General features: G+C 50.3%; 21 protein-coding genes, 1 rRNA gene and 1 pseudogene. 11 read left to right on the top strand and 12 right to left on the bottom strand.

Going from position 1 to position 25542, the window contains the following annotated elements; translation table 11 throughout:
• Positions 1–1411 (top strand): annotated as a pseudogene (locus PG728_RS09075) (glycoside hydrolase domain-containing protein); the annotation flags it as partial.
• Here PG728_RS09075 and PG728_RS09070 read toward each other — a convergent pair.
• Positions 1405–1824, bottom strand: coding sequence for a hypothetical protein (locus tag PG728_RS09070; RefSeq protein WP_270627218.1), 420 nt, complete (start codon positions 1822–1824; stop codon positions 1405–1407). The pseudogene PG728_RS09075 and the gene PG728_RS09070 overlap by 7 nt on opposite strands.
• A 94-nt stretch (positions 1825–1918) precedes the next feature.
• On the opposite strand from PG728_RS09070, the gene PG728_RS09065 reads away from it, so the two are divergent.
• On the top strand, positions 1919–2494 hold the full coding sequence (locus PG728_RS09065) for a P27 family phage terminase small subunit (protein ID WP_270627217.1): 576 nt from the start codon (positions 1919–1921) through the stop codon (positions 2492–2494).
• 225 nt (positions 2495–2719) lie between these two features.
• Here PG728_RS09065 and PG728_RS09060 read toward each other — a convergent pair whose 3' ends face one another.
• Complete coding sequence (locus PG728_RS09060; protein WP_270627215.1) at positions 2720–2866, bottom strand: hypothetical protein; 147 nt, start codon at positions 2864–2866, stop codon at positions 2720–2722.
• Between the two features lie 472 nt (positions 2867–3338).
• Between PG728_RS09060 and PG728_RS09055 the strand changes: the two genes are divergently transcribed.
• The 3 genes from PG728_RS09055 to PG728_RS09045 are packed head-to-tail and all read left to right on the top strand — an operon-like array spanning position 3339 to position 6534.
• Positions 3339–4019 carry an ABC transporter ATP-binding protein gene (locus PG728_RS09055; protein WP_270627213.1) on the top strand — a complete coding sequence of 227 codons (681 nt, stop codon included), beginning with the start codon at positions 3339–3341 and terminating at the stop codon, positions 4017–4019.
• Positions 4020–4028: 9 nt separating this feature from the next.
• On the top strand, positions 4029–6353 hold the full coding sequence (locus PG728_RS09050) for an ABC transporter permease family protein (RefSeq protein WP_270627211.1): 2325 nt from the start codon (positions 4029–4031) through the stop codon (positions 6351–6353).
• Between the two features lie 10 nt (positions 6354–6363).
• Positions 6364–6534, top strand: coding sequence for a hypothetical protein (locus tag PG728_RS09045; protein WP_270627209.1), 171 nt, complete (start codon positions 6364–6366; stop codon positions 6532–6534).
• A 55-nt stretch (positions 6535–6589) separates the two neighbouring features.
• Here the strand turns inward: PG728_RS09045 and PG728_RS09040 are convergent, their stop codons facing one another.
• From PG728_RS09040 to PG728_RS09030, 4 genes are all read right to left on the bottom strand, one after another.
• Positions 6590–6844 (bottom strand): hypothetical protein, encoded by a 255-nt coding sequence (locus PG728_RS09040; protein ID WP_270627208.1) that lies wholly within the window; start codon positions 6842–6844, stop codon positions 6590–6592.
• A 160-nt stretch (positions 6845–7004) separates the two neighbouring features.
• Complete coding sequence (locus PG728_RS09380; protein WP_408648228.1) at positions 7005–7136, bottom strand: IS3 family transposase; 132 nt, start codon at positions 7134–7136, stop codon at positions 7005–7007.
• Positions 7091–7354: a hypothetical protein gene (locus PG728_RS09035; protein ID WP_270627206.1), complete on the bottom strand. Its 264-nt coding sequence runs from the start codon at positions 7352–7354 to the stop codon at positions 7091–7093. Before PG728_RS09035 ends, PG728_RS09380 begins: the two co-directional genes overlap by 46 nt.
• A 315-nt stretch (positions 7355–7669) precedes the next feature.
• Entirely contained in the window at positions 7670–8203 is a 534-nt protein-coding gene (locus tag PG728_RS09030) for a YbhB/YbcL family Raf kinase inhibitor-like protein (protein WP_270627204.1), read from the bottom strand.
• Positions 8204–8518: 315 nt separating this feature from the next.
• Between PG728_RS09030 and PG728_RS09025 the strand changes: the two genes are divergently transcribed.
• The gene (locus PG728_RS09025; protein WP_072509855.1) at positions 8519–8980 is read left to right on the top strand and encodes a tRNA (cytidine(34)-2'-O)-methyltransferase; all 462 of its coding nucleotides are present in this window, start codon (positions 8519–8521) and stop codon (positions 8978–8980) included.
• A 21-nt stretch (positions 8981–9001) separates the two neighbouring features.
• On the opposite strand, the gene PG728_RS09020 is transcribed toward PG728_RS09025, so the two are convergent.
• Positions 9002–9439, bottom strand: a complete 438-nt coding sequence (locus PG728_RS09020) for a hypothetical protein (RefSeq protein WP_072509775.1) — start codon at positions 9437–9439, stop codon at positions 9002–9004.
• A 488-nt stretch (positions 9440–9927) separates the two neighbouring features.
• Between PG728_RS09020 and lpdA the strand changes: the two genes are divergently transcribed.
• Together lpdA and sucB are read left to right on the top strand one after the other, a co-directional pair.
• Entirely contained in the window at positions 9928–11295 is a 1368-nt protein-coding gene (lpdA, locus tag PG728_RS09015) for a dihydrolipoyl dehydrogenase (protein WP_072509777.1), read from the top strand.
• Between the two features lie 21 nt (positions 11296–11316).
• Complete coding sequence (gene sucB / locus PG728_RS09010) at positions 11317–13119, top strand: 2-oxoglutarate dehydrogenase, E2 component, dihydrolipoamide succinyltransferase (RefSeq protein WP_270627201.1); 1803 nt, start codon at positions 11317–11319, stop codon at positions 13117–13119.
• 76 nt (positions 13120–13195) lie between these two features.
• On the opposite strand, the gene PG728_RS09005 is transcribed toward sucB, so the two are convergent.
• The 3 genes from PG728_RS09005 to ileS form a co-directional block, all read right to left on the bottom strand.
• Complete coding sequence (locus tag PG728_RS09005; RefSeq protein ID WP_270627199.1) at positions 13196–14218, bottom strand: ribonuclease H family protein; 1023 nt, start codon at positions 14216–14218, stop codon at positions 13196–13198.
• A 70-nt stretch (positions 14219–14288) separates the two neighbouring features.
• Entirely contained in the window at positions 14289–15995 is a 1707-nt protein-coding gene (locus PG728_RS09000; protein WP_270627198.1) for a bifunctional folylpolyglutamate synthase/dihydrofolate synthase, read from the bottom strand.
• 22 nt (positions 15996–16017) lie between these two features.
• Entirely contained in the window at positions 16018–19293 is a 3276-nt protein-coding gene (ileS, locus tag PG728_RS08995; RefSeq protein WP_270627197.1) for an isoleucine--tRNA ligase, read from the bottom strand.
• 271 nt (positions 19294–19564) lie between these two features.
• Between ileS and proC the strand changes: the two genes are divergently transcribed.
• Complete coding sequence (gene proC, locus PG728_RS08990; protein ID WP_270627196.1) at positions 19565–20380, top strand: pyrroline-5-carboxylate reductase; 816 nt, start codon at positions 19565–19567, stop codon at positions 20378–20380.
• Positions 20381–20468: 88 nt separating this feature from the next.
• On the top strand, positions 20469–20795 hold the full coding sequence (locus PG728_RS08985; RefSeq protein ID WP_072509782.1) for a YciI family protein: 327 nt from the start codon (positions 20469–20471) through the stop codon (positions 20793–20795).
• 121 nt (positions 20796–20916) lie between these two features.
• On the opposite strand, the gene aspS is transcribed toward PG728_RS08985, so the two are convergent.
• Positions 20917–22698 (bottom strand): aspartate--tRNA ligase, encoded by a 1782-nt coding sequence (gene aspS, locus PG728_RS08980; protein WP_270627194.1) that lies wholly within the window; start codon positions 22696–22698, stop codon positions 20917–20919.
• A gap of 212 nt (positions 22699–22910) precedes the next feature.
• On the opposite strand from aspS, the gene PG728_RS08975 reads away from it, so the two are divergent.
• The gene (locus PG728_RS08975; RefSeq protein ID WP_270627192.1) at positions 22911–24716 is read left to right on the top strand and encodes a DEAD/DEAH box helicase; all 1806 of its coding nucleotides are present in this window, start codon (positions 22911–22913) and stop codon (positions 24714–24716) included.
• Positions 24717–25329: 613 nt separating this feature from the next.
• Here the strand turns inward: PG728_RS08975 and rrf are convergent.
• Positions 25330–25446 (bottom strand): 5S ribosomal RNA (rrf, locus tag PG728_RS08970).
• Between the last annotated feature and the right edge of the window lie 96 nt (positions 25447–25542).

The following is a 25542-nucleotide window of genomic DNA, read 5'->3' as shown; positions in this document are numbered from 1 at the left end:
ATTCCAAGAGTACTCGACTAAACTGAGACATTTTAGTGCAGAAAATGGTGCTCGCCATGCCCGTAAAGCACGAGCAGCCGCACAGCGCCTCGGGGTGCCACCCACCATCATCTACTTCGCCGTAGATTACGACGCCACCGACCCTGAAGTGACAAGCCATATCCTTCCGTACTTCCAAGGTGTGCGTGGAAGTCTCGGAGGTGGATATAAAGTTGGAATCTACGCCTCAAGAAATATCTGCACCCGCATCATCGAAGCAGGGTATTCGGTTGCGTCGTTCGTTTCCGATATGTCCACAGGATTCTCTGGCAACCTAGGCTTCCCAATTCCTATTGAATGGAATTATGACCAGTTCACTGAAATAAGTAATTACAAGGGCCAGGGTTTTGACTTGGATCGAGTCGCCTACTCAGGTCGAACGCCCGCAGTAAGTTACGTTTCAGAATCGAATGCTGGTGGCACTTCTGCTAATGCCAGCGTCAATTACTCCAAGCTTGCTCCGATTGATCTGATCTGGCATCTGGAGAAGCGCTTTGAGGAACTACGCCTCGACGGCAAAGTTGGTAAAGACTATGTTGCAGGTTCTCACTCGGGAGGAACTTGGGTAACTGTCGCAACATGGCGTTGTGTGCTCAATTACCTGGCAAAAGCATATCTACGTGATGGCGACAGTAACTCAGCTGTGAACTGGTCCATATCTGCCGAAAGCTTCAGGACTGCTGATGCTAGTGTGCTCGAAAATGACACTATAGGCAAGAAAATTATTGACGCTTTGAATCGTTATATTGATAGCACATGGCGCCAATCCATGACAGACAAGAATGGGGAAACTGTTGATCTGGCGCATTTAGCAGCAACAACGCTGGGGTATTCCAACTGGAATGTAATCCCCGATGCTTGGACAGGCTGGGCCGGAGACCTAGCAACAGCTATGGAGAACATCCAAAAAACACTCGAATGGAATCCCGGCGCAGACCGCGATCAAGTAGCTGCGGCGTTGGTCGGACAAGGAAACGATTACCGTCAGCATCCTGGTTTACAAGGACTAGTTCTCGATAAGAAAAACGACAAGGGAGAATGGGAATCTATAGGAAATAACTGCAACCGTGATGATCTCTGCTGCGATGGAGACGCCATCGTCATCGCCAACACGTTAGAAAACAGCGACGACTCCAACGCACATCTTCTGTAAGAAACACTGCGAGAGTACTATAACAACTCCAGCAAACTAGCCAACAGATTCAAGCAGATCGCCTGGAGCTTGAATGCCAACAATTCTAGTGAAGCGTACAAGAAAATTAGTGAATATGCTGATCTAGATAGCGCCGTTCTAGGTTGGTTCCTGGCTGGATATGTCGAGAAGGACACTCGTTTGGCGGCTTGCCGAAAGCTAGCTGAATTCATCTACTGATAGTTGGTTCGGTCTTCCTCTTGGTGTGGTGCTTGGGTAAAAACACCAAACCCAAGCGCCACACCACCAGAGACAAGCGCGCCGATGGCGGGAATAGCGAACTGGCTCAGTAGTTGAAAATAAGAATTACTACGAACCAACGAGCCAATGCCGTCAAGGGAAAACAAAAAAGCCGAGAGTCCGATAAAGGCTCCGAGCATAAGCTGCAGTATTCGTATAGATTGAATACCAATTATGTGCCTAGTAAATAGCAGGACAAGAATCGTGTAACACACGTAGGCGATTGATATCAGCAGGAAACCAGCGAAAAACCCCAAATCCCTGACTTGGCAGTTTTGGATTATCGCGAAGAAAAGCCACGCCCCGGCGAAATACGCTGCAGTACACACAAGAAGCACAGCTATCTTTCTCAATGTTCATTCCCTCGCGTTCCGACACGCGTTATGACGCAGTGGCACAAGTGGTATTCATACACATTAGTACATGTTATCAATAGGAACTATAAATATGGCGAAAGACGGAACCAATCGCGGGGGGGGGCGCCGCGTGAGGGTTGGCGCGAAACCCGACCCGCTGAGTGAGAAACTCGCTAAGGGGCTGCCTGCTACTCGCTTGGAAGATCCGCTAGCGAGCCCTTTTGATTTCGAGGGCGCAGATGTTGGTGATGGCGCGGTGCTTGCTGGTGAGGTGATGCCCGAACCCTCTGAATACTTAAGCGATATTCAGCGTGATGGTAAACCGCTGGGCGCGGACATTGTGTATCGGGAGACGTGGCGCTGGCTTGATGAGCGTGGCTGCACGAGGTTTGTTTCTAAGCGTCTGATTGAGGCCTACGCCCAGGCGTTCGCCCGCTATGTGCAGTGTGAGCAGGCGATCTCCAAGTTCGGTTTGCTCGGCAAGCACCCGACCACGGGGGCTGCTATCGCTTCCCCGTTTGTTGCTATGAGCCAGTCTTTTGGTAAGCAGGCAAACTTGTATTGGTATGAGATTTTTGAGATTGTGCGGGCGAACTGCACTAGTGACTATTCGGGTGCGGCCCCGGGTGATGAGGTTATGGAGCAGTTATTGAAATCCCGCTCCTAGATGCGTCCTCGTTGCTTACCGGGGTTATTTGGGGCGTTTTGTTGCGCTGAAAGCTACCCCTAGCACCATTCCAACTCCTGTGCCAATAGCTACCCCTAAGACAATATTGTCCATAATGAACCCAAAGAACGCGCGCAGAGTTACCGCTATACCCGCTACCAAAAAACCAGACCACAACGTTACCGCCTGTAACCCACTGTTCAAACAAAAAGTCGCAGCTTACGCTCAGGTCTCTACAAATCTGGAAGAACAAGCCACCAGCTTGAGTTGAAAACCCAGTGCCCGCATGGAGCGGTTAATATCCGTGATCGCGCGCTTAAACTCCCGCTCGCCCTCCAGGCCAATACGCAGGTCAAGCGAGCTATCAGACACGTGCTTTCACCTCCTTACAACATGGGCTAAAATCCCTTGACGCAACTGCAGGCGTAAGAGTAAATTCTAAAATAAGAGTGGGTTTGGTCACTTTTTGCTTCATTACAACGATGTAAAAGGAGTAACACCGATGAGTAATTTAAAAACACGACTGATTTCAAGTTTTGCTGCTACTTTGCTACTGGCGGGCGGCATGGTGACAGTTGATAACATCTCTGCCAGCGCATTAGGCTCCGATTGCAACGCATGGGTGCATACTTCGGGTAATTCGCAACAGGGACAAGGTAAATGTCGTAGAGTCAATTCGGACACTAAGGTTAGAGTGTATTTGAACATTCCAAAGTGGTCGGATGCTACCTCAGACTGGTTCCACGACATAAACAGAGTCCACGCTACTAGTTGGGTAACAAAGTGGAGAAATTGGGGTGCTTCTGCTGCCGCTATTGAGCAAGCACGTAGGTGATTAAACACGATGATTTCTTGCTCTGAGGTTTCGTTTAAGTTTCCAGGAGCTAGGGTTGATCGGGTCATTTTCGACGAGATGACTGCGTCTTTTGACGCGGGAATGTTTCATGCGGTGATGGGGCCGTCTGGCTCGGGTAAAACCACTCTGTTGAGTTTGCTAGATGGTTCCCTTACTCCCGATCACGGAACGATTATGCTAGCTGGGCGTCCCATCGAATCGTATTCACGACGCGAGCTACGTTCATGCTTGTTGGCTCGGGTTTATCAGGATTATCGACTGGTGCCATTTTTGAGTGCGGTGGATAACGTGCGCCTAGCACAGCAGGCAGCCGGTAGCTTACGTAGCCATCCGCTTTTAGCTTTGGAGTATTTAGAGCGTCTTGGGGTTAAAGACTTAGCGGAGTATCTGGTGGATAATCTATCGGGAGGCGAAGCGCAGCGAGTAGCAATTGCGCGGGCTTTGATTAATTCTCCACAAGTCTTGCTCGCAGACGAGCCTACCGGGGCTTTGGATGAGAAAAACTCTCATGAAATCGGTATTCTACTGCGTGAATTGTCGCATGAGTTAAACGTTTGTTTAGTGGTAGTCACGCATGATCCTGCTTTAGCCGCGCTTGCTGACCGGGTAGTGGAAGTGAACGATTATCGCTTGCGTGAAAAACAGCTCGCGCCTGCGACAGCCTACTGAGGTGAGATTATGCGATGTCGTCTAACCTGGGGCTGCGTAAACGCGAACCTCAAGCTAGTGGTAGGCTTTTTTGTTTGTCTGCTTGCGCTGTCTTTCACCGCGATTTTTTTGAATAATATCGCCACTGTTTATCGTCAAACGGTAGCCGAGGATACGCGAGTCACATATGGAGGGTTTGCCTACCGTATCGGGGCTACTACCCAAAATGCCAAACAACTGTTACACTCCGCGACCTCTGGTCAAAATCTGGTGCCGGTTATCACCACCACCTGTAAGCTTGACTATGGTGAGAGTAGCGCAGATGCGGAGTGGAAGCGTTCCGGAGCCGGCTTTGATTATGGACGCTTACTGACAGGAAAACGCGCCACCGCAAATAATGAAGTAGAAATTTCCCAGTCCCTTGCCACGCGTAGCCATATTGGGCTGGGAGGTGAGATTAACTGTGATGGTAGGCGCTTTCAGGTAGTGGGCATTAGTGTTTTACCAGCGCGCCGGTCAGAAGTCTATATATCAACCCGCCTGGATTCCTCAACCGACTCGGCTAACGTCACCAACTGGGTCACTAATACCGATATAGCTAATTCAAATTATCGTCCACTTTTTGATCGCGGAGAATTGCGTAAAGTCTCGCTAGATTACGCGATTCGCTATGCACAGGAATCAGCAGAGCAAGGATTTGTTGCAAACGCTCTGATTATCTCCCATCTATTGCTCGCAACTGTCGGGATTGTGCTACTGCTAGGATTTTTAGCATTTCGACGGTCTACTGCAAAATTGCGGCAGGCACTCCTGGCAGCCGGTTTTAGCAACCTGAAAACAAGCTTGCATAGTCTCGTGCCTCTTTTCCTGTCCCTGTTTAGTGGGGTTCTTCTCGGAGCTTTAGGCGGTTATTTGGCGCTATTTACCTGGCGAGATCAGATTGCGCTTCGTTTTGAACAAGTTTGGGATGAGGTATCGCTAAGTGGCGATTATCGGGCTTTACTCGAACTAGTCGTTTATTTCGTGAGCGCACTAGCGGTATATGTGCTTGCACTTTATTTAAGGGCTTATCGTTCAATTAAAACTAGAGCATCTAAATCTAGTAATCGCGAGTTAAAAGCCGAGATTATCGCAGGTCTCGCGTTGCTGGGTGTGGGTGTTTTATGCAGCTTCTTAGCTAGTTCAAATGTTGCTGTCTTGTATTACATTGCGCTAGCCACAATCGGGATCGGGGTTGCACTACTCGGATGTGCGCTACCCTTCTACGTCCATAAATCCCCTTTACGCCTAGCCGCCTACCGCGCTAGCGTACATAGTTTTATTCTCGGACCAATTATCTGTCTGCTTTGCATCCTCGCCACTCTCGGGGCCACTAACGCTACCATGCAGCAAAGAGCCCTCACCGTCGGTAAACCTAACGCTGACAGTTACCTCACCGTTTCGTTTATTAACGATGCAGACGTAAGCTATCTGAAAACTCGTTTCCCGCAGATTATGACCCATGCCATCATATTTGGGTTCCCGGAAAAATCAGAACACTCTTTGCGCGTAGCAGAAGGTGCCTACGCAGCCTGCATCCATCAAAACTCCAATAGCGACAGGTGTAACCAGTGGATGACACTGGTGGGCTTTGTCCTATCCGAAAACGGCAAAGAGCTAACCGAAAAAATCTCTCCAGAACTCGCCGACACCCAAGACTCCGCCGAATACGCCCTGGTTATTTTTGGTACCAATCTGGATAAGCCAGAAGAAACCATTCCCGTTACACTGCCCAAAAAGGTAGACGAACGCCTCGACTATGCAGAATTACCTGGCTGGGTAGCTAACCCTCAAGACCCAATCTTTAGCAATAAAGGATTTACTATCGGGATAGAAAGACGCCTATACATCCCGGACTTTTCACACTACCCCGCAGACAAGCAACAACAATTCAAATCTGTGGCTCAACAGCTCTCATCCGATCTGGCCTTATCAGAACCTCTCGGTACCAACAGTCAAACCCTAGACATCATCAACTGGTTAATCCTGTCCATCGAAACTGCTCTCTGCCTACTACTTATCTATATCGGCACCACCATCACTACCCAAAACAGTCATGCCCTAGTTAGCACCCTGAGAGACTACGGTTACCCGCCTCGTAAACTAGCCGCCATACGTTTAACTCAATTAGCCCCCTATCTAGCCGCAGTGGTGGCTGGTTCGCTTATCGGCCGAATAATGCTAAGACCAGTTGTTGCCGGCCGTGCAGTACCCGAAAACATTTCCCCAGACTGGACATGGATTCTACCAGCCATCATTATCGCGGCTGTCGTTGGCCTTACCCTCGTCCCTAAAACAGTAAAAAATCCGGGATAAGGAGAAAACCATGAAAAAACTATTTGCATGCTGTACAGCTTTTGCGGTCACTTTACTGGTACATATACCGCTAGTTTCAAGCGCAGCAGAAAATGATTCCATCCCTATTGCCAATAGCCCACAAGAAGTATTGTCTAATAAAATCGTTAAATATGTTGATAAATCTGAAAATCGGGGTTAATACCCAAAATAATGCGCCTGGGGCCACTACCCCTGGAAGGCTATCTTCAACCGCTTTACTTGACAGAGCGACTTGCCACAAGTGTCGATACAGCACTTAAGGCAATAAACAGTGAGACAGAAGCTCCTAAATTGTTTGATATTGGACTAAAAAACGGAATCGCAAAAGCCAATAAACCAGATGAGAAAGTAAGGGAAACATCTTGTTTCTTCTCTTTACCGTTCTTGAGTATAGCTCCAGTTCGAGCCAGTTGAACTCCAGAGAAAACTGCCCCAATAAGATTAGCAGTTAGGCTTAGAATAAAATACATATTTTACCTTCTCCTTACAAGAGAATAACATCTTCCAATTCCAATCAGATCCCAGAAGTTATCGACTAAGAATGGGCAGGCAACCACTATAAAAATTATATCTTTTGAAGTTAGTTTAGAGTTAAACCCCAAAGGGGGTGGGGATTGTTTTTGGACAGTTTTAGACTACCGGCTGGTAGTGGTGTTTGTATTGTTTTATGGTTAATCCACCGAGGGTGAGTTTGATGCGGTGGTTGTTGTAGAAATTTATGTAGCGTTTAATGGCTGTTTCAAGCTCGTTGGTGCTTTCCATTTGTATCCGTAGTACATTTCATTTTTCATTCGCCCGAAGAAGCCTTCACATGCAGCATTATCGGGTGAGCATCCTTTTTTAGACATTGATTGGTTGATGTCGTGACATCGTAAAAACGCTGCATAATCTCCGCCACGATAGTGAAATCCTCTATCAGAATGAATTATCAACGATTTGTGATCAAAGGGTTCTTGAAGAGCCATATTCATTGAAGCCATTACTATTTCATTACTGGGATGCCCCCGCTAGCCCACCCGACTATCTTGCCGTCAAAACAGTCGATAACAGCTGAAAGATACAGTTTCGATTCCGCTGTGATGAACTCGGTTCTACTGAAATAATCCCTTGCCTCAGCACACCCGGATTACACTCATTGAAACACAGGTGAAAAGCGGCTCTAATCTCGTGTCTTACCTAGTCACTGACGGGTACTCACGCAACGAGCGCGAAACCGCACACAGTGTTATCTTCTATCAACCCGTTGTATCAACACGTCAATCCAACGTTTGCTGACTTTTCTACTCCGCCGCGCCCTATTTGTTCTGATAGGTAACCTCTAAAGTGGCGCGTGCCAGGCAGTGGAATAGCGCCTGGAAGTTAGCGGCCGCGGCAGACGCGTCCTCATCCAGTTCCAAAGTTTCCGTATCCAAGGCGTGAACAGCGAAAATATAGCGGTGCGGACGATCGCCCTTCGGCGGCGCTGCCCCCATATATGACCAGCCACCCCCATCGTTACGTAAATGGAAAGCCGATCCGTCAAGCTCTAAGTCACTACTGCCCGCGCCAGTAGGCAGGGAAGTCATCTCCGCCGGAATGTCCGTAATCAGCCAGTGCCAAAACCCCGAAGGAGTAGGGGCATCAGGGTCAAAACAAGTAAGCAGGAAAGACTTGGTTTCTTTAGGGAAACCGCTCCAAGAAAGTTGCGGAGACAGGTTCTCCCCCGCTGCTATCTGCGCGGTCGGCATCTGTCCGCCCGCTGTCATATCAGCAGAAGTCAAAGTAAAAGTAGGAAGCTCCGGCAACGCCTCGTAGGGATCTGGGGCTATCGGTCGAGAGTTTAAATCCATCTTTTCTCCAAACGTCGAAGTTGCAACTCTCTTAAGACTACTGAAATTAGACACTAATAGCTGACAAAACGGATAAAGTACCGAAAAAAATGGCTCAAACCGGCTACTATCAGTAAGAACTCTCCAGAGGACGCAGTAATCGCCCCCCATACCGCCACCTCATCTAATAGACCCCCTGGTCATCTTCAAAACCGTGTCCCCGATTTACCCGTAGCAACTTTTCATTCCCAAAATATCGGGAAGTGAATCAGGAAAGTATTTTCTGAGTTGTTCCCTTTGTTTACCCTCCTCAAGAAAAACAATAGGATTGAGGGCGTGTTGCATTTGATCTATTTCGAGCCGCGGATTCCGGGAAATACCGGAGCTGCTATCCGCTTATCCGCCTGCACCGGCACTCTATTACACCTGATAGAACCACTTTGCTTCGATATGGACGACACAAAGCTCAAGCGCGCGGGACTGGACTACCACGACCTCGCACACGTGAAAGTACACCCTAATTTAGAGGACGCCCTCGCGGAAATACCGGGACAGATTCACGCTTTTACCGGGCATTCTTCTCTTCAGTTTCAAGAGGTTTCTTATGGGGGCGAGGACGGACTGTTATTTGGCCCTGAACCTACCGGTCTCCCGGAAGAGGTTATGAAACATCCTCGCATAGCTAACCTGGTGCGGATTCCGATGGTTCCGCATTTGCGCTCTTTGAACTTAACAATTTCAGCTAGTATCGGCTTGTACGAGGCCCTGCGGCAAAACTCTTATCCGGGATTGGTTTAGAAAAGCTAGCTACACCGAGAATTATTTATTTGCTGGACGTAGCGGCGAAGAAACCACCAGCCAGACAATAGTTAAAACACTTAATATCGCGGGCATATAGAAATAGGTTTGTCCCCAGTTGCACAGTAACTGAGCGCATTCTAAGTGAGGCACAGAAAAAACCCACGCAAACAAAACCAACAAGATAATCTCAATCCCGCTGAGCGTCCAGGCTAAAAGCCGCATTCGTCGTCCGTTATGGATAACCGCAACCGAGAGCGTAATCCAGTGCGCAACATTCGCAATCGAAAGCATCGAAAATCCGTATCCGGGAGTATTAGCTGCCGGTAGCGTGGAGAACTCGTAAAACAGCGCAACCACAGAGAAAACCACTAGGCACGCCATGAAAATCCGCCCCACTCCCCACGATACGGTACGCGGATCTTTAGGGGACGACTGCGCGGACGTAGATGCTGGCACTATCTCCTCCCTGGTGTTTAGATAGCTATTTTATGATTGTTGGCTTAATACCCAAAGTCTACCCATCGAAGCTGAAAGCAGCATTTTCGGTCCGCTTCCCAACTCCTGCCAACTCCCGCCCCCTAGCACTCTCCCTAATGAGCCCCCTCCCACTCCAAAAACTCTCAGCTAGCATTTCCACTTCCACCGCGCCCTCAGCATAAAATTCTCTCCCGTAAATCCCCCAGACCCAGGCAAAACCCTTTTGCCCAAAACCAGCTACCAAAGCGCCCTCCAGGTGCAGCCGCACAGGTAAAAAGCGAAAACTCGGCGACTTCTTATTGTCATAATCTTCAGAAAGAGCCTTAATCGCCGTGCGTTTAGCGAGTAAAAATGAAAGAATGTACGCAGGTGTCTAGGATACTATAGGTGCGGTCGCCCATCCTTTTTCGGGGCTATCTGCCTGTATATCTGGACGAGACGCGAGTTTTATCAAGGAGAACATCACAATGACGAGCACCTATGACCTCGTAGTCTTGGGCGCAGGCAGTGGTGGGTACGCTACCGCTTTGCGCGCCTCCCAACTGGGAATGAAAGTCGCCCTAATCGAGGGGGATAAAGTAGGTGGCACCTGCCTGCATCGAGGCTGCATCCCCACTAAAGCAATGTTGCACGTGGCAGAAGCTGTGGATGCCATCAAAGAAGCCTCTAGCCTGGGCATCAATGCTACTTTTAGCGGTGTAGATATGTCTAAGGTCGCGGCCTTCCGCGACAAGACTATTTCCCGTCTCCACAAAGGACTTCAAGGACTGGTAAAGTCACGCAAGATTGACTATATCCCAGGTTGGGGACGCCTGGTCAGCGCAAATACCGTCCAGGTTGGCACTGACACCTACCAGGGCAAGAACCTGGTATTGGCTACTGGCTCCTATTCAAAGTCACTGCCGGGACTGGCAATTGAAGGAAGGGTAATTACTTCAGATCAGGCACTGCAACTTGATTGGATTCCTCGCAAAGCGATAGTTCTCGGTGGCGGGGTTATCGGAATCGAGTTTGCTAGTCTGTGGGCATCTTTGGGGACGGAAGTTACCGTAATTGAGGCGCTTCCGCACTTGGCTAATAACGAGGACGCCGCAGTATCTAAAGGTCTAGAGCGCGCTTTCCGCAGTCGGGGCATTGTTTTTAAGACTGGCACTTTATTTGATTCAGTTACCCAAGACCAGGACGCGGTACAAGTTAGAACCCAGGCAGGAGATACTTTTGATGCGGACTTGTTGCTGGTGGCGGTGGGTCGCGCTCCGCGCACGCGCGATATGGGTTTTGAACAGGTCGGGATTAACCTCGATCGCGGTTTTATCCCGGTTGATGAGCATTTAATGACTAATGTTCCCGGCGTGTATGCGGTAGGCGACATTGTTCCTGGTTTGCAACTGGCGCATCGCGGTTTTGCACAAGGTGTTTTCTTAGCTGAGCATTTGGGCGGTCTTAGCCCGCACCCACTGGTTGAACAAAACATTCCGCGGGTTACCTTCTGCGAACCAGAGATTGCTTCGGTTGGTTTAACTCAGGCGCAAGCAGAAGAAAAATTCGGGCAAGAGGGCGTGCAGGTTACCGAATATAATTTGGCTGGTAACGGCAAATCCCAGATTTTGGGAACTGGCGGGATTATTAAAATGGTGGCTCAAAAGGACGGTCCAATCGTTGGTTTCCACGCTCTTGGCAAACGGGTTGGCGAGTTAGTTGGCGAAGGTCAGCTGATGGTCAATTGGGAGGCTTTCCCGGAAGATTTGGCATCGTTGATTCATACTCATCCCACTCAAAACGAAGCAATTGGCGAGGCTGCAATGGCTCTTGCCGGTAAACCCTTACATTCCTAAAGTCCGGAAAGGTTGATAATAATGGCACAAGACATTGAGATGCCCGCTCTGGGCGAATCGGTCACCGAGGGAACGGTTTCTCGCTGGCTAAAGAAAGTTGGCGACCAGGTCGCGGTTGATGAACCTTTACTTGAGGTTTCGACCGATAAAGTTGATTCCGAGGTTCCCTCCCCTATTTCCGGAGTCTTATCCGAGATTTTGGTTGAAGAGGACGAGACGGTAGACGTGGGTACGGTTCTGTGTCGTATCGGGGATGGCTCCGCTATGCCGGAGTCTTCTCCATCGGATACTTCTGCTAGTTCGTTGCCCGGAGAAACCCCCAGTGCTCCTTCACTTCCGGGTACTTCCTCGGTTCCGCCAGCCTCTAAAGCGCCTGCTGCTCCGGCGGCTCCCCCTGCTCCTAGTTTGCCTGCTAATCTTGCGGATTTGCCGGGTGCCGGGATTCCTTCCTCAATCAAGCGCGAGGGCGACCACCACGTAGTCCAATGGGCATACCCCCAAGCCCACACCGGATACCCCGGAACAATGACCGCCGAAGGACAAAACATCCCCCCATCCACACCAGATACACCTGCACCGCCCGCCCCCACCCCCACAGATTCTCCAGAAGAACTACCCGGCGCAGGGATTCCCTCCTCAATCAAGCGCGAGGGCGACCACCACGTAGTCCAATGGGCATACCCCCAAGCCCACACCGGATACCCCGGAACAATGACCGCCGAAGGACAAAACATCCCCCCATCCACACCGAGCGTATCTCCTATATCCAGTCAGTCTGCACTGCCGGTATCTGCGTCTTCTTCGCTTCCTCCTGCCGCGCCGTCCACGCCTAGCGTGCCCGCTGCGCCGAAACCACCGATTTCCACTTCCGGGGCAGCAGAAGAGAAATCTGCGACTGCTCAGCAGGTAAGTTCGGGATATGTCACTCCGATTGTGCGCAAGTTGGCACGAGAAAAGGGCGTAGATATTTCCACTATCCAAGGCAGTGGCGTGGGCGGACGGATTCGGCGCGAAGATGTGCTGGAAGCTGCGACAAAAGAACCGATGTCTTCGCAGCCAGAATCTACTGCCAGCTCTGCGACCCCAATTCCGGTGTCCACTGAACGCGGTAAAACCGAGAAACTTTCACGTATGCGGCAAACTATCGCTAAGCATATGATGAATTCCTTGGCTTCTACTGCGCAGCTGACCACCGTGGTCGAGGTGGATGTGACCCGAATTGCGAATCTGCGTGCCCATGCGAAAGACGCATTTGAACGCCGGGAGGGTACTAAGCTAACCTTCTTGCCGTTCTTTGTTAAAGCAGCTGTAGAGGCATTAAAGGCCCATCCGAAGATTAACTCACGGGTAAATGATGAAACTCAGGAAGTTACCTATTTTGACCACGAGAACGTGGGGATTGCCGTTGATTCCGAGAAAGGTCTGATGGTTCCGGTAATCAAGAACTGTGGTGATTTAACGATTGCGGCTATTGCCCGCAAGATTAATGAATTGGCTGACAAGGTACGTTCCGGCAATATCAGTATTGACGAAATGAGTGGAGGTACTTTCTCAATAACTAATACTGGTTCACGCGGAGCGCTCTTTGACACCCCAGTAGTCAATTATCCGGAGGAAGCTATCTTGGGGCTGGGAACGATTGTGCGTCGCCCCATGGTTGTAAAAGATTCCGAAGGTAATGACACTATTGCGGTACGTTCTTTGTGTTATCTTGCTCTGTCCTATGATCATCGCTTGATTGATGGTGCAGATGCGGCTCGTTATCTATCCGCGGTCAAGAATCGTCTGGAAGAGGGAGATTTTGCCGCGGAAGTCGGGATGTAATCTCTAACTAACCTAATTAGTTAAATACCTTGTAATCGTTGTGTGGCTTCAACAAAAGTTGAAGCCACACAACTTTTTACATTCCAAACACGTCGGCGGGACGCTTAGTTACCTGCTGGAAAATCAGTCGAGCTTGACTGTTCTGATGGCGTGTCCAAATCCAGGACTGGACTAATACAGAATCAAAATAGATAACCTGAGCAGTGTGCGGACCGAGTTCCCTTACCTCAATTTCGGAGGGAGAGGGAGGGTCTTCAGCTAGTAAAGCAGCTGCCTCAGTCCTAGAAATAGGCTCCCCCAACTCTCCTATGGATATGAAATCAGGGTGCATCATTTCCCAAATATGCACCCGGTCAGCACTGGAGCAATACTTTTGGAAACGTAAATCCTCGTCTCTAACTACCTGGGTAATAGGTCGCAGATTAGAGGCAGCTCCCCTGGCAGCTGAGCCTAAACCTCCCACGCCAGATGGACCGGGACTTTGGGAGTTCACAAAATCATTTATCCGCTGTTCCGACTGGTATTTTCGAGGAAATTCGGTCACATTATCTGGAAGCGAATCATTGATTCCCACACTTGAACCTAGTTTGGGGGTCAAGTGCTCTATTTTCTTTCCCCTGTCTTTGCGGGTGACCTTTTCGCCAATACCTCCGACCGGTTTTCCCGCGCCTTGATCGCGATAGCTATAAACAGTTTCCCGAGCATAAATATGCGCTTGTCTCAGCAAGTCGTGTTCATCAACGTTAATGCGTTTAGCTTCCACTTCCCGCGAGTCTAAATTTGCATCGATACCGCGAATCAGGGACAAATCTGCCAGCGGCATTCCGTCAAGTTTCGCCCAGCCATTATTACGCCACTGATGCCGCCAGGTTTGGAGCACGGATGCCACATATTCTAGAGAGGTTAAAACCAGTAGTGGCTCTTGGTCTCCGCGGGTTCTACGCACATATGAAAAGAGCGCCCGAAATTGTGCCTGTGCCATAGATACGGAATCTTCAACATATCCGCACGCCCAATTGTCTTGGTCAATCACCCACGACCAACCTACAAGGTTAGCGTCAGCAAGCACATAGGCATCTATCGCAACCGTTAATTTCACGTAATTATCTTGTCATATTTATTTGTTGCTTGCTTACTTATCCGGTTTTGTGACTCTAAGTTGTGGGTCACTATTGCAATCGACCTGCCAGCAACTGACGGGTTTGCCCCGCTAACACTACCGATCCGAAAACCACGACTCCTACCGTGTCAGCAGGCAGGTCGCCCTCTTCAGTTAAAGCTACTGCCTGGTCAATAGCATCCAGAAGATTCGGGGCAGCGAAAGTTTGTTCCACTCCAAACACTTCGCTAGCAATTTTGCCCAGTTCTGCCCCTTCCATTGCCCGCTCCCCCTCCATCGGAGTGGTTACAATCGCATCGAGCAGCGGCTCCATTTCTGCCAGAATTCCCTCCACGTTTTTATCAGCCATAGCAGAAAAAACGCCTACAACTTTTTGGAATCCAAACGCGTCCTCAATCCCAGATCGCAACGCCGCTGCCCCTGCCGGATTATGGGCGGCATCCACAATAATGGTGGGAGAAGCGGCGAGTACCTCTAAACGTCCTGGAGAACTCGCGGTATGTAAACCGGTTTCTAGCACCTGTTCAGATAGGGGTTTACCAGCTCCCAGAGCCTCCACTGCCGCGATTGCTATCGCCGCGTTCTCGGCTTGATGATGTCCAAAGAGCGGTAGATATAAATCCTGGTAGGTAGCTGCCGGGGTGGACACAGTAAACATCTGTCCCCCAACTGCCATTTTTTGCTCGCTAATCTTGATGTCTTGCCCCAGTAGGCGTAGGTTCGCATCTTTTTGTCTGCAAACTTCCCTAATAACTGCTAGCGCCTGCGGGTCTTGGTAACCGCAAATAACGGTTGCGCCAGGGCGAATAATCCCAGCTTTTTCCCTGGCGATTTCGGCTAGGGTATGTCCTAACCATTGTTCATGGTCAAAGGAAATAGGACAGATTACCTGTACTGGCGATTCCAAAACATTCGTAGAATCCCATCTGCCCCCCATACCGACTTCGATTACTCCTACCTCAATGGGAGCCGCCGCGAAAGCTTGAAATGCGAGCGCGGTCAGGTACTCGAAGAACGATAGGCGACCTTGACCTAGCTTCTCACCCTCTTTATCGGCAAGAGCAATAATTGCTTCTACGTCCCTATTGGCTTCTAAAAATGCCTGCGCACTGATAGGTTCGCCATCTATAGAGATGCGTTCGCGCACACTTACCAGGTGGGGGGAGGTAAATCGTCCTACCCGCAGTCCACTGGCCCGCAGCAGACTATCCGCTATCCGCGCGGTAGAGGTTTTCCCGTTAGTACCGGCAATATGCAAGCTGGAATAGGAAAGCTGGGGATTAGCAAGATAATCGAGGGCACGCTCAATGCGAGCCTTGGTCGGCGAAATGTTATGTTCGGGACGCCGAGTGAGGATTTGGCTATAGATTTCGGCTACTTGAAAATCTGTTCTCAAAGTTTCATCCGATTTTGATGAGGACGAGGGCGCATTAGCAACTCCGCCCGATTCCTCGCTATCTACAGCGAAGGTATCATTCGGCGCGGTTTGTGTCCCGGACTCCTCGTCCTCATCAATAACCGATTCGATAGCATCGGGAATCTCTATCCCACCTGCCGCTAGAACTTCGCGTAGACGAGTTAAGTCTGGCTCAGCAGTCGAGATGTCACTGACCGGTAACTCAATCTGTTCTTTGCGGTCTGCTTCCTGTAGGTAGGGCAGCAGTTCCGGGTCAATTTGCCCGCGAGCGCCTTTCGCCTCTTTAGCGATTTGTGCATACGGATTGAGTTCTGGCTCTAGGTGACCTTGAGTGTTCAAAGATTTCTCCCGATTATTTCCGTTAGTTTTCTATCGGATGTACCGCCGTAATCTCGATTTTTACCTCTTTTCCTGGGGATTGCTCGATTTGAAGCTGCGTGGCGAGCACTTCGTGGCTAATCATATCGGCATAGTTCTTGGTGGCTAAGAGGCGTTCTTCGGGCAGATACAAAGTTAGCTCAATCCGGTCAGAAACGTGCAAATCTTGAGTTTTGCGCTCATCTTGGATTGCACGCACTAAGTCGCGAGCATAACCTTCGGTTTCCAATTCGGCGGTAATCTCGGTGTCAAGAACCACCACTGCCCCGCTGCTCAGTACAGTAGCTACTTGTCCCTCCTCGACCTCGACCGAAGTGGACAGGGAGAATTGTTCGCCGCTGAGGGTAACTGCTTGCCCGTCTACCAGCACTTCGGGGAAAACTACCGTGTCAGCTACTTCTTGCCATTGCCCGGTCTTTCCCGCTTTGAACAGTTCAGAGGTGGCTTTGCGGATTTGAGGGGTGAATGCTTTCGGGTTGAGTTTCAGTTGCCGTTGCAGCTGCAAACCAGATTCGCTAGATGCTAGTAACTTCACCTGTTTGACGTTTACTTCCCCAGCTATGAGGTCAGTGAAATCTGCTAGCTTGGCTGCGGAATCATCAACGATTGTTAATGATTTCAGGGGTTGCCGTACCCGCAGTCCGTGAGTTTTTCGGAGAGAATGAGCAGCCGACACTGCGCTGCGTACCATGTCCATTGCGGATACTAGCTCGGGGGCATCAACGGTCTCCGGAATCTGGGGCCAGTCGCATAGGTGTACGGACTCTCCCCCGGTTAATCCCCGCCAGATTTCTTCACTGACCAGTGGAGCCAAGGGAGCCATCACTCGCATTAGCATTTCTAGGCTGGTATAGAGGGTGTCGTAAGCTGCGTCCTCTTCATTCCAGAACCGTTCCCGTGAGGTACGAACATACCAGTTGGTCATCATATCTAGATGCTCGCTGATGGCTTCGCACGCTCCGGCTAAATCATAGGAATCTAATAGGGCGCGTACCTGGTTAGCTAGCCGTCCGGTGCGTGCCAGCAGGTACCGATCCATCACATTTAGTTTGCTCAGCTGTTCTTTATCGCTCAGCTCGATTGGTTTAGCTAAATATCCTGCCCCTTTATTGCAGGTTCCGGCATATAGGGCGAAGAAATAGTAGATATTCCACAGGGGCAAAATCACGTGGCGCACGGTATCGCGAATCGCGTCCTCTTTTACGACCAGATTCCCCCCGCGCACCACGGGGGAAGCCATTAAGAACCAGCGCATCGCATCTGAACCATATTGTTCAAATACCCCATTAACATCGGGATAGTTGCGCAGGGATTTACTCATTTTACGACCGTCATCCCCCAGCACAATCCCGTGGGATACGCAGGAGCGGAAAGCGGGTCGATCAAACAGGGCGGTGGCCAAAACGTGTAGCACATAGAACCAGCCGCGGGTTTGCCCGATATATTCGACAATGAAATCGCCGGGGTAATGGTTTTCAAACCAGTCTTGATTCTCGAAGGGATAATGCACCTGGGCATAGGGCATAGATCCGGAATCGAACCAGCAGTCCAGTACGTCGGGGATTCTCCGCATCATGGATTTACCGGTGGGATCATCTGGGTTAGGGCGCACCAGAGTGTCTATAAAGGGGCGATGTAAATCTTTAACTTCCACCCCAAAATCTTTTTCTAGTTGCTCAAATGAACCATATACATCTACCCGAGGATAGGCGGGGTCATCTGATTTCCAAACCGGGATGGGGCTTCCCCAATAGCGGTTACGCGAAATCGACCAGTCCCGGGCTCCCTCTAGCCATTTACCAAACTGTCCATCTTTAATGTGGGATGGTACCCAGTCGATTTCTTGGTTTAGCTGTACCATTCTCTCGCGGAAGGCGCTAACTTTTACGAACCAGGAGGATACTGCCCGGTAGATTAGGGGTTTGCGGCAACGCCAACAGTGGGGGTAAGAGTGGTTATAGGATTGTTGGCGCACCAGTACTGCCCGTTTTTCTTTCGGGGTACGTGCGAGCGGACCGGAGTCTTCTTCATGGGCGCGCCGCAAATCCAAAATTATGGGTTTGTTGGCTTCAAAAACTTGCATTCCGGCATAGTCTGGTACCTGTTCGGTGAGCAGACCGGCTTCATCTACCGGGACTACCGCTTTAATTCCGGCTTCGACACATACGTTCATATCGTCCTCGCCGAATGCGGGAGCGATATGTACTAGCCCGGTTCCGTCCTCGGTAGATACAAAGTCTGCCCCAATAATGTGGAAGGCTTGAGGTCCGGGTGTATCTGCGTCGCAGTTGGCGAAATAGTCAAAGATTGGGGTATAGGCTCGTCCTACCAGTTCTGAGCCTTTCAGGGTTTGCAGAACTTTCGGGTTTTCCCCTAGTTCTTTAGCATAGTTTGCGGCTAGTGCGGCGGCGATTACTACTTTTTGTCCCGCCAAAGGAGATTCAACGTCTGCTTCTACTTGTACTACTTGGTATTCAATATCTGGGCCGACCGCGATTGCCAGGTTGGAGGGCAAAGTCCACGGAGTGGTTGTCCAGATTAATGCGAGTTCCCCGCTTTCTAGACGTAACCCCACCGTAACGGTGTTGTCTTGACGGTCTTGATAGACATCGTCATCCATTTTCAGTTCGTGGTTTGACAGGGGGGTTTGATCATTCCAGCAGTAAGGGAGAACCCGGTATCCCTCGTAGGCTAGTCCTTTGTCATAGAGGGTTTTGAATGCCCAAATTACCGATTCCATATAGGAGGGGTCGAGGGTTTTATAGTCATTTTCGAAATCTACCCAACGTGCCTGGCGGGTTACGTATTCTTCCCATTCTTTGGTGTAGCGCAGCACCGAGTCGCGGCATTCTTGGTTGAAGCGTGCGATTCCTACACCATCTGGGCCTTCAATCTGGGATTTGTCGTCAATACCCAGGATGCGTTCTGCTTCCAGTTCGGCAGGCAATCCGTGGGTGTCCCAACCAAAGCGACGCTCTACCCGTCGCCCTTGCATCGTCTGATAGCGCCCTACCACGTCTTTTACGTAACCGGTTAGGAGATGCCCGTAGTGGGGTAATCCGTTTGCAAATGGCGGGCCGTCATAGAATACGAATTCGTTAGAGCCGGCTTCACCTGCTTCCCTTTGCTTAACTGACTTGCGGAAAGTGTCTGTCTTTTCCCAATGTCCCAGGGTTTCTTGTTCCATTTGGGGGAAGGACGGATTGGCGGGGACGTCGCCATCTTTGTGCCGAGGATAGTAGCCCACGTTTAACCTCACCTGTTTAGAGTCGTTATTGTCAGTGCCGGGACGAAGGCTTTTCAGCCTCGCGGTACCACCCCGCTTTACCCAAAAATGTGGGCCTCATTAACTGCTGTTACGGGCTTACCCGTCTGGTTCTACTGTCCCATAGGTGGGGGTTCTTCCAGCGGCTCCTCGGTGATTGCCGATTCAATGCCTTTATATACAGCATATCTGGTTTGGCGTTCTCATTAAATTTTGTCCGCGATAGACTCTAAGCAGTTAATAAATCTCACTTTTTGGAGGACGGATGGTCAAGTTAGGGGTTATTGGGGTTGGTTCCATGGGGGGTGCGATTATTCGCGGTCTTCTTTCTTCAGGGCAACTTCCTGCTGGCGAGATTTTGGCTTTTAACCGCAGCCGCGAGCGATTGCGTTCCCTTGAAGCAGAGTTTTCCTTGCCGGTAGCTCCTAATGCCCATAGGGTTGCGCAAGAAGCGGAATACCTATTACTGGGGGTAAAACCTTATGGGATTGCTCCACTGCTAGCTGATTTGGCTGATTCTTTAGTCCATAAACCGGTGGTGATTTCGATAGCGGCCGGAACCCCAATAGCCAAGATTGAAGAACATCTGCCGGGAAAAACCCCACTTGTGCGGGTGATGCCTAATGTTAATGCCCAGATTGGACAATCTATGTCGGGGATTGCTGCCAACCAGTACGTGAGCGCGCAAGCCTTGAGTGAGGTACGCGCCATGTTTGAATCTATTGGGAAAACCGCGCTGGTAGCAGAAGAACACTTTGCGATTTTTTCGGCTCTCGCTGGCTGTTCCCCTGCTTGGGTGTACCGGTTTATTGATTCTCTCGCTCAGGCGGGGGTCGCTGAGGGGCTTAAGAAAGAGGAAGCAACCCGGATAGTTGCGCAGGCAGTAGCGGGTTCGGCGTTGAATGTCCTTGGGAATCTGTCTCCGGGGTTAAATCCTCAAGGTTTGATAGATCAGGTCTGTTCTCCGGGGGGAACTACGGTGGCGGGACTGTTAGCGATGGAAGATGCGGGTTTTTCTCCGGCAGCTCGCTCGGCGGTGTTTGCCGCTGTTAAACGCGATAAAGACTTATCGGGCAGCTAGTGCCACCGTGACTTTACTAAGGTAGAATGAGGAGCAGAACTGTAAACGTGAGCCAGTCTCAGCTACCAACAGATAACGGGAGGGAAAGATGGCTACCCCCGAGCATGAGGATAATCTCGCAATGAGTGTTTATATTGTTGATTACCACTACGATTCAGAAAAGCTTTCGTTAAAATGCCAAACCCGCCCGCAGCACCGCGCATTTATGCGTCATTTGAACGCTTTAGGAACTGTGCTTTCTACCGGTAGAACTGCTGATTTACCGGATAAGGGTTCAATGACAATTATGTTGGCACGCACCCCGGAAGAGGCTAAAGAGGTTTTACATGATGACCCCTATATTCAAGCTGGCATAGTTAAGAGTATTACGGTGCGAGAATGGCAGCCAGTAATCGGAACTTTCGCTGACGAATAACCCGTTTTGGGGCCGAAGCCAAATAGTTTTCTTACCTATATATTTTTGCCCGCTGGGTTTGCTTACTCTGTGCAAACCCAGCGGGCAAAACATTTTAAGCCCCTACTTTATGGTTAGGTGATTATTCATCGTCCTCGGGCTCGTAATCAACCCCAGCCTCTTTGCGCTGTTCATCTGTGATTGGTGCCGGAGCATCGGTTAGCGGGTCATAGCCACCACCAGACTTGGGGAAGGCGATTACGTCACGAATTGAATCTGCGTGAGTCATTAGAGCCACGATGCGATCCCATCCGAATGCAATCCCCCCGTGGGGAGGTGCGCCATATTTGAAAGCGTTCAGTAAGAAACCAAACTTTTCTTGCGCCTGTTCGCTGGACAATCCCATCACCTTAAAGATACGTTCTTGCACGTCACGGCGGTGAATACGGATAGAACCACCACCGATTTCATTACCGTTAAGCACAATATCGTAAGCATAGGCAAGGGCGCTCCCCGGGTCGTCCTCGAAATGGTCTAGCCACTCCGGTTTAGGGGAAGTAAAGGCGTGATGCACCGCCGTCCAAGCCGATGCCCCTAAAGCCACGTCCCCTTCAGCTTTAGCAGCTGCGGAGGGTTTAAATAGGGGCGCATCAACCACCCACACGAACTTCCACTCATTCGGATCTAGCAAATCGCAGCGACTTCCGATTTCTAGACGTGCTGCCCCAAGTAGGGCGCGCGCTTCATCGGTTTTACCAGCAGCGAAGAAAATACAGTCCCCCGGGTTAGCTCCCGTAGCTTCCCGCAGCCCGTCTCGTTCAGCATCGGTGAGGTTTTTTGCTACCGGCCCCGATAAGGTTCCATCGGTTTCAACTTTTACATAGGCAAGACCTTTGCCTCCGCGCGAACGCGCCCAGTCTTGCCATTTGTCGAAAGTACGCCGTGGTTGCGCAGCCCCACCGGGCATAACCACTGCCCCCACATATTCGGCGCTGGCAAAGACTTTGAAGGGAGTGTCCTGGAAGTATTCAGTTAAGTCAGTCAGTTCTAGGCCGAAACGCAAATCCGGTTTATCCGTACCAAAACGGGCTATCGCATCGGCATAGGTCATATGGGGAATCGGGGTTTCAATCTGCACATCTATTAGCGCAAACACCGCTTTTAATACCTGTTCGGCCACTTCGATTACGTCCTCTTGACGCACGAAGCTCATTTCCACGTCCAGCTGGGTAAACTCAGGCTGACGATCAGCTCTAAAGTCCTCGTCTCGATAGCAGCGGGCAATCTGATAGTAACGTTCCATTCCGGCAACCATCAACAGCTGTTTGAAAAGCTGGGGAGACTGCGGCAACGCATACCAAGAGCCCGGGTTTAAGCGGGCAGGAACTAGGAAGTCACGCGCGCCCTCGGGAGTAGAGCGAGTCAAGGTGGGGGTTTCGATTTCTACGAAACCTAAGGAATCTAGCACGTCCCGAGTAACTTTCGACACTTTTGAACGCAAGCGGATACGCCGCTGCATATCGCAGCGACGTAAATCTAGGTAACGGTATTTCAAACGGGCATCTTCGCCCACTTTCCCGGAATCTTCGGCATGTACCGAAACTTGGAAAGGTAACGCCGCTGCCGGGTTTAATACCTCGACTTCATCAGCGTAAACTTCGATTTCACCGGTAGGTAAATCCGGGTTTTCATTTCCCTCGGGACGGATATGAACCTTGCCTACTATCCGCAAAACGTATTCATTACGCAGTTCGTGGGCTACTTCCTCGTCATGGATAACCACCTGAGCCAGACCGGAAGCATCCCGCAAATCAATGAAGCAGACTCCCCCATGGTCACGGCGGCGATCTAACCACCCCGCTAGTTCAACAGTTTGTCCCACGTGTTCACGGTTTAGAGTTCCCGCATCATGCGTTCTGAGCACATTTGTTCCTTTCTTTACTGTCCCACTGTTCTTTTAAGAAAACCCAGCAGGTAACTTTCACTGCTCTCAAGTCTACCGCGCTAGACCGGCTCTTCCAGATTTCATTTCCTGCATATTTGTCGAGGTGTTGCGATTCACTGACCAGGGCTTTCTGCTTACCTACTCTCTCCGGTAACGTTGAGAGCGAGATTATTACTATAGACAGGTTATATATGACTGATTTTAAGGGTCACCCCACCGAGGACACCGCCGATTCTTTATCCACCGAAACTGAAGGCATTGCCAGCAAGGATGAGTCAATCGCTCAGGAAGCTTTTTTCGCCAGCTTAGATTTGCCAAAAACTATTTTGAAAACTTTGGAGAGCTTGGGTTTCGCCCACCCTACTCCGATTCAACAAAAAGCTATTCCTCCTCTGCTCTCCGGTAGGGACGTGGTGGGGATTGCTCAAACCGGAACCGGGAAGACAGCCGCCTTTGGTCTGCCTATTTTAGCTACTTGCAAGGCAAAGAAGCCACTGGTTCAAGCCTTAATTTTGGCTCCTACCCGGGAATTGGCTGCCCAGTCTGCCAATGCGATTACCGATTTTGCGAAGGGCATGAACCTGGGGGTAGTCGCCGTCTATGGCGGCGCTTCCTATACTCCGCAGATTGCGGCGTTGCGCGAAGGAGCCCAAATCGTGGTGGGCACGCCGGGACGGGTCATGGATTTAATGGAACGCGGCGAGCTCGATTTGTCTGCGCTTAGGTTTTTTGTTTTAGATGAAGCAGATGAAATGCTACGGATGGGCTTTGCCGAGGACGTTGATACTATTGCTACCAGCGCTAACCGTGAGGCGGTCAGGGCACTATTTTCGGCAACGATGCCGCCCGCGATTAAACGGATTGCGCAGCGTCATTTAACAGATCCGGTAGAGATTGCGATTGCCCCCCAATCCTCTACTGTGGATACAGTTGATCAGACTTATGCAGTGGTGCCCTTTAAGTTTAAGTCTGAGGCTTTAGGCAGGGTCTTGGCTCTCAGCGAATCTGATGCCACTATCGTGTTTGTGCGTACCCGCATAGATGCCGAACAGGTGGGCGCAGAACTGTTGAAGGCTGGTTTTCTAGCTGCCGCGATTAGTGGGGACGTTCCGCAAAAGGAGCGGGAAAACATTGTTGAGCGTTTACGACGGGGCGATTTAGATGTGCTGGTTGCTACCGATGTGGCTGCTCGTGGTCTAGATGTTGATCGTATCGGACTGGTGGTTAATTATGATGTCCCGCGGGAGGCAGAAGCCTATGTGCACCGGATTGGACGTACGGGGCGCGCCGGGCGGGAGGGCACTTCCCTTACTTTCTTTACTCCGCGGGAAAAGCGTCGCCTAGCTTTAATTGAGGATTTGACTGGGCAAAAAATGAGGGAGGTTTTCATTCCTTCCCCTACCCAAGTACGCCTCTCGCGCGCTGAACGCCTTATTTCCCAGGTCACCCCGCGTCTAAATAAGGGGGAAATGGATGTTTATTTTGACGCTATCCAGGATTTAATGACCTCTACCGGGCTTGATATTGGAGATGTGGCCGCTGGTTTATTGGCTTTGGCTTGTGGAGATACCGGCCCAGAAAAACAGCATCTTGGTTTTAAGGTTCGCTACGAAGAAAAGGTTGATGAACTAGGGCGCTTTGTTTCCGCCTGTTTTGAGGAAGGTCGAGGGGGCGATTCCGCTAGAAAAGGCTCGAAGAAACCGGTTTCTGGTAAGGGGAAGTCGCGTCCTCATTTTAAGGCTGGTAGTGGTTGTCGTTACCGGATTGAGGTTGGTCGCCGAGACCGGGTGAAACCGGGTTCGATTGTGGGAGCGATTACTGGCGAGAGTGGTTTGGCGGGTAAAGATGTGGGGCATATTGATATTTTGCCCAGTTTCTCTTTGGTCGAGTTTGAGCGTCCTTTGTCTGCGGCGGCGCTACGTAAAATTAGTAATGCCCGGATTGCCGGCCGTCGTTTACGTATTCGCAAGGACGAAGGACCGCGTAAACGCGGTTAATATATCTTCAAGGTTTTAGGACGGCGGCGAGGATAACTAGCTTAATCTTGCTGCGATTATTTAGAGACCTTGATTGGTTTAGACGGTTTTACGGTAAAGCCGCGCTGAAACCCATTTCTCTGAGCTGATTTAGCGTGAATCCTGAAAAATTTCACCAATGTTGGGTTTCGTTATATTTATTGGGTTTCCTGGCGGGATAATACATCCCTGGATGAGTACCGGAACTATTCCGACCCTCAGGTGTTGATAGCTCGTTACAATCGAACCCATGCTAGACAACTAGCACCCACATAAGGAGCGGGACAAAACCTGGGACGTTTCAGATGCTTCAATTCTCTCAAAAAATCAAAAACTTAGGAACATAACCTGGGATGCTTCATGGGATAACGCCATCGACCACGACCCTAAATACCAAGACGGATCCCTACGCATCCGCAAAGGCTGGGCAGGTCACTAAACCACCCCGACACGCCCGGCAAAAGACACATATTTGGTGGTGTGGGGTGTTTGGGTTGGTTGTTTCGGTTTGTTGTCTGGATGGGGGTTGTTTTTTGGTGTGTATATGTGAGGAGACCAAACCCTTTAGGGGGGTTTGGTCTCCTGTTTAATGGGGTTGTGGTGGTTTCTTACTCTCCCGCGCTCGTTGGTGCGTAGTACCATCAGCGTTGCCTAGCTTAGCTTCCAGGTTCGGGATGGGGCTGGGCGTGTCCTAGGCGCTATGACCACCACAAGTCTTTATTTTCCTCCCCCTTTTGTTTTGTGTTGTTTGTTTGGGGGGGGTGTTCTTGTGGAACTATTTTTTTTGAGAGTGAGTGTGAGCGTCTTT

The sequence above is a fragment of the Varibaculum timonense genome, from assembly GCF_027694345.1.
Taxonomy (GTDB): domain Bacteria; phylum Actinomycetota; class Actinomycetes; order Actinomycetales; family Actinomycetaceae; genus Varibaculum; species Varibaculum timonense_A.
Note: the sequence above shows the minus strand (reverse complement) of the source record. Positions and strands in the feature narration are given on the sequence as shown.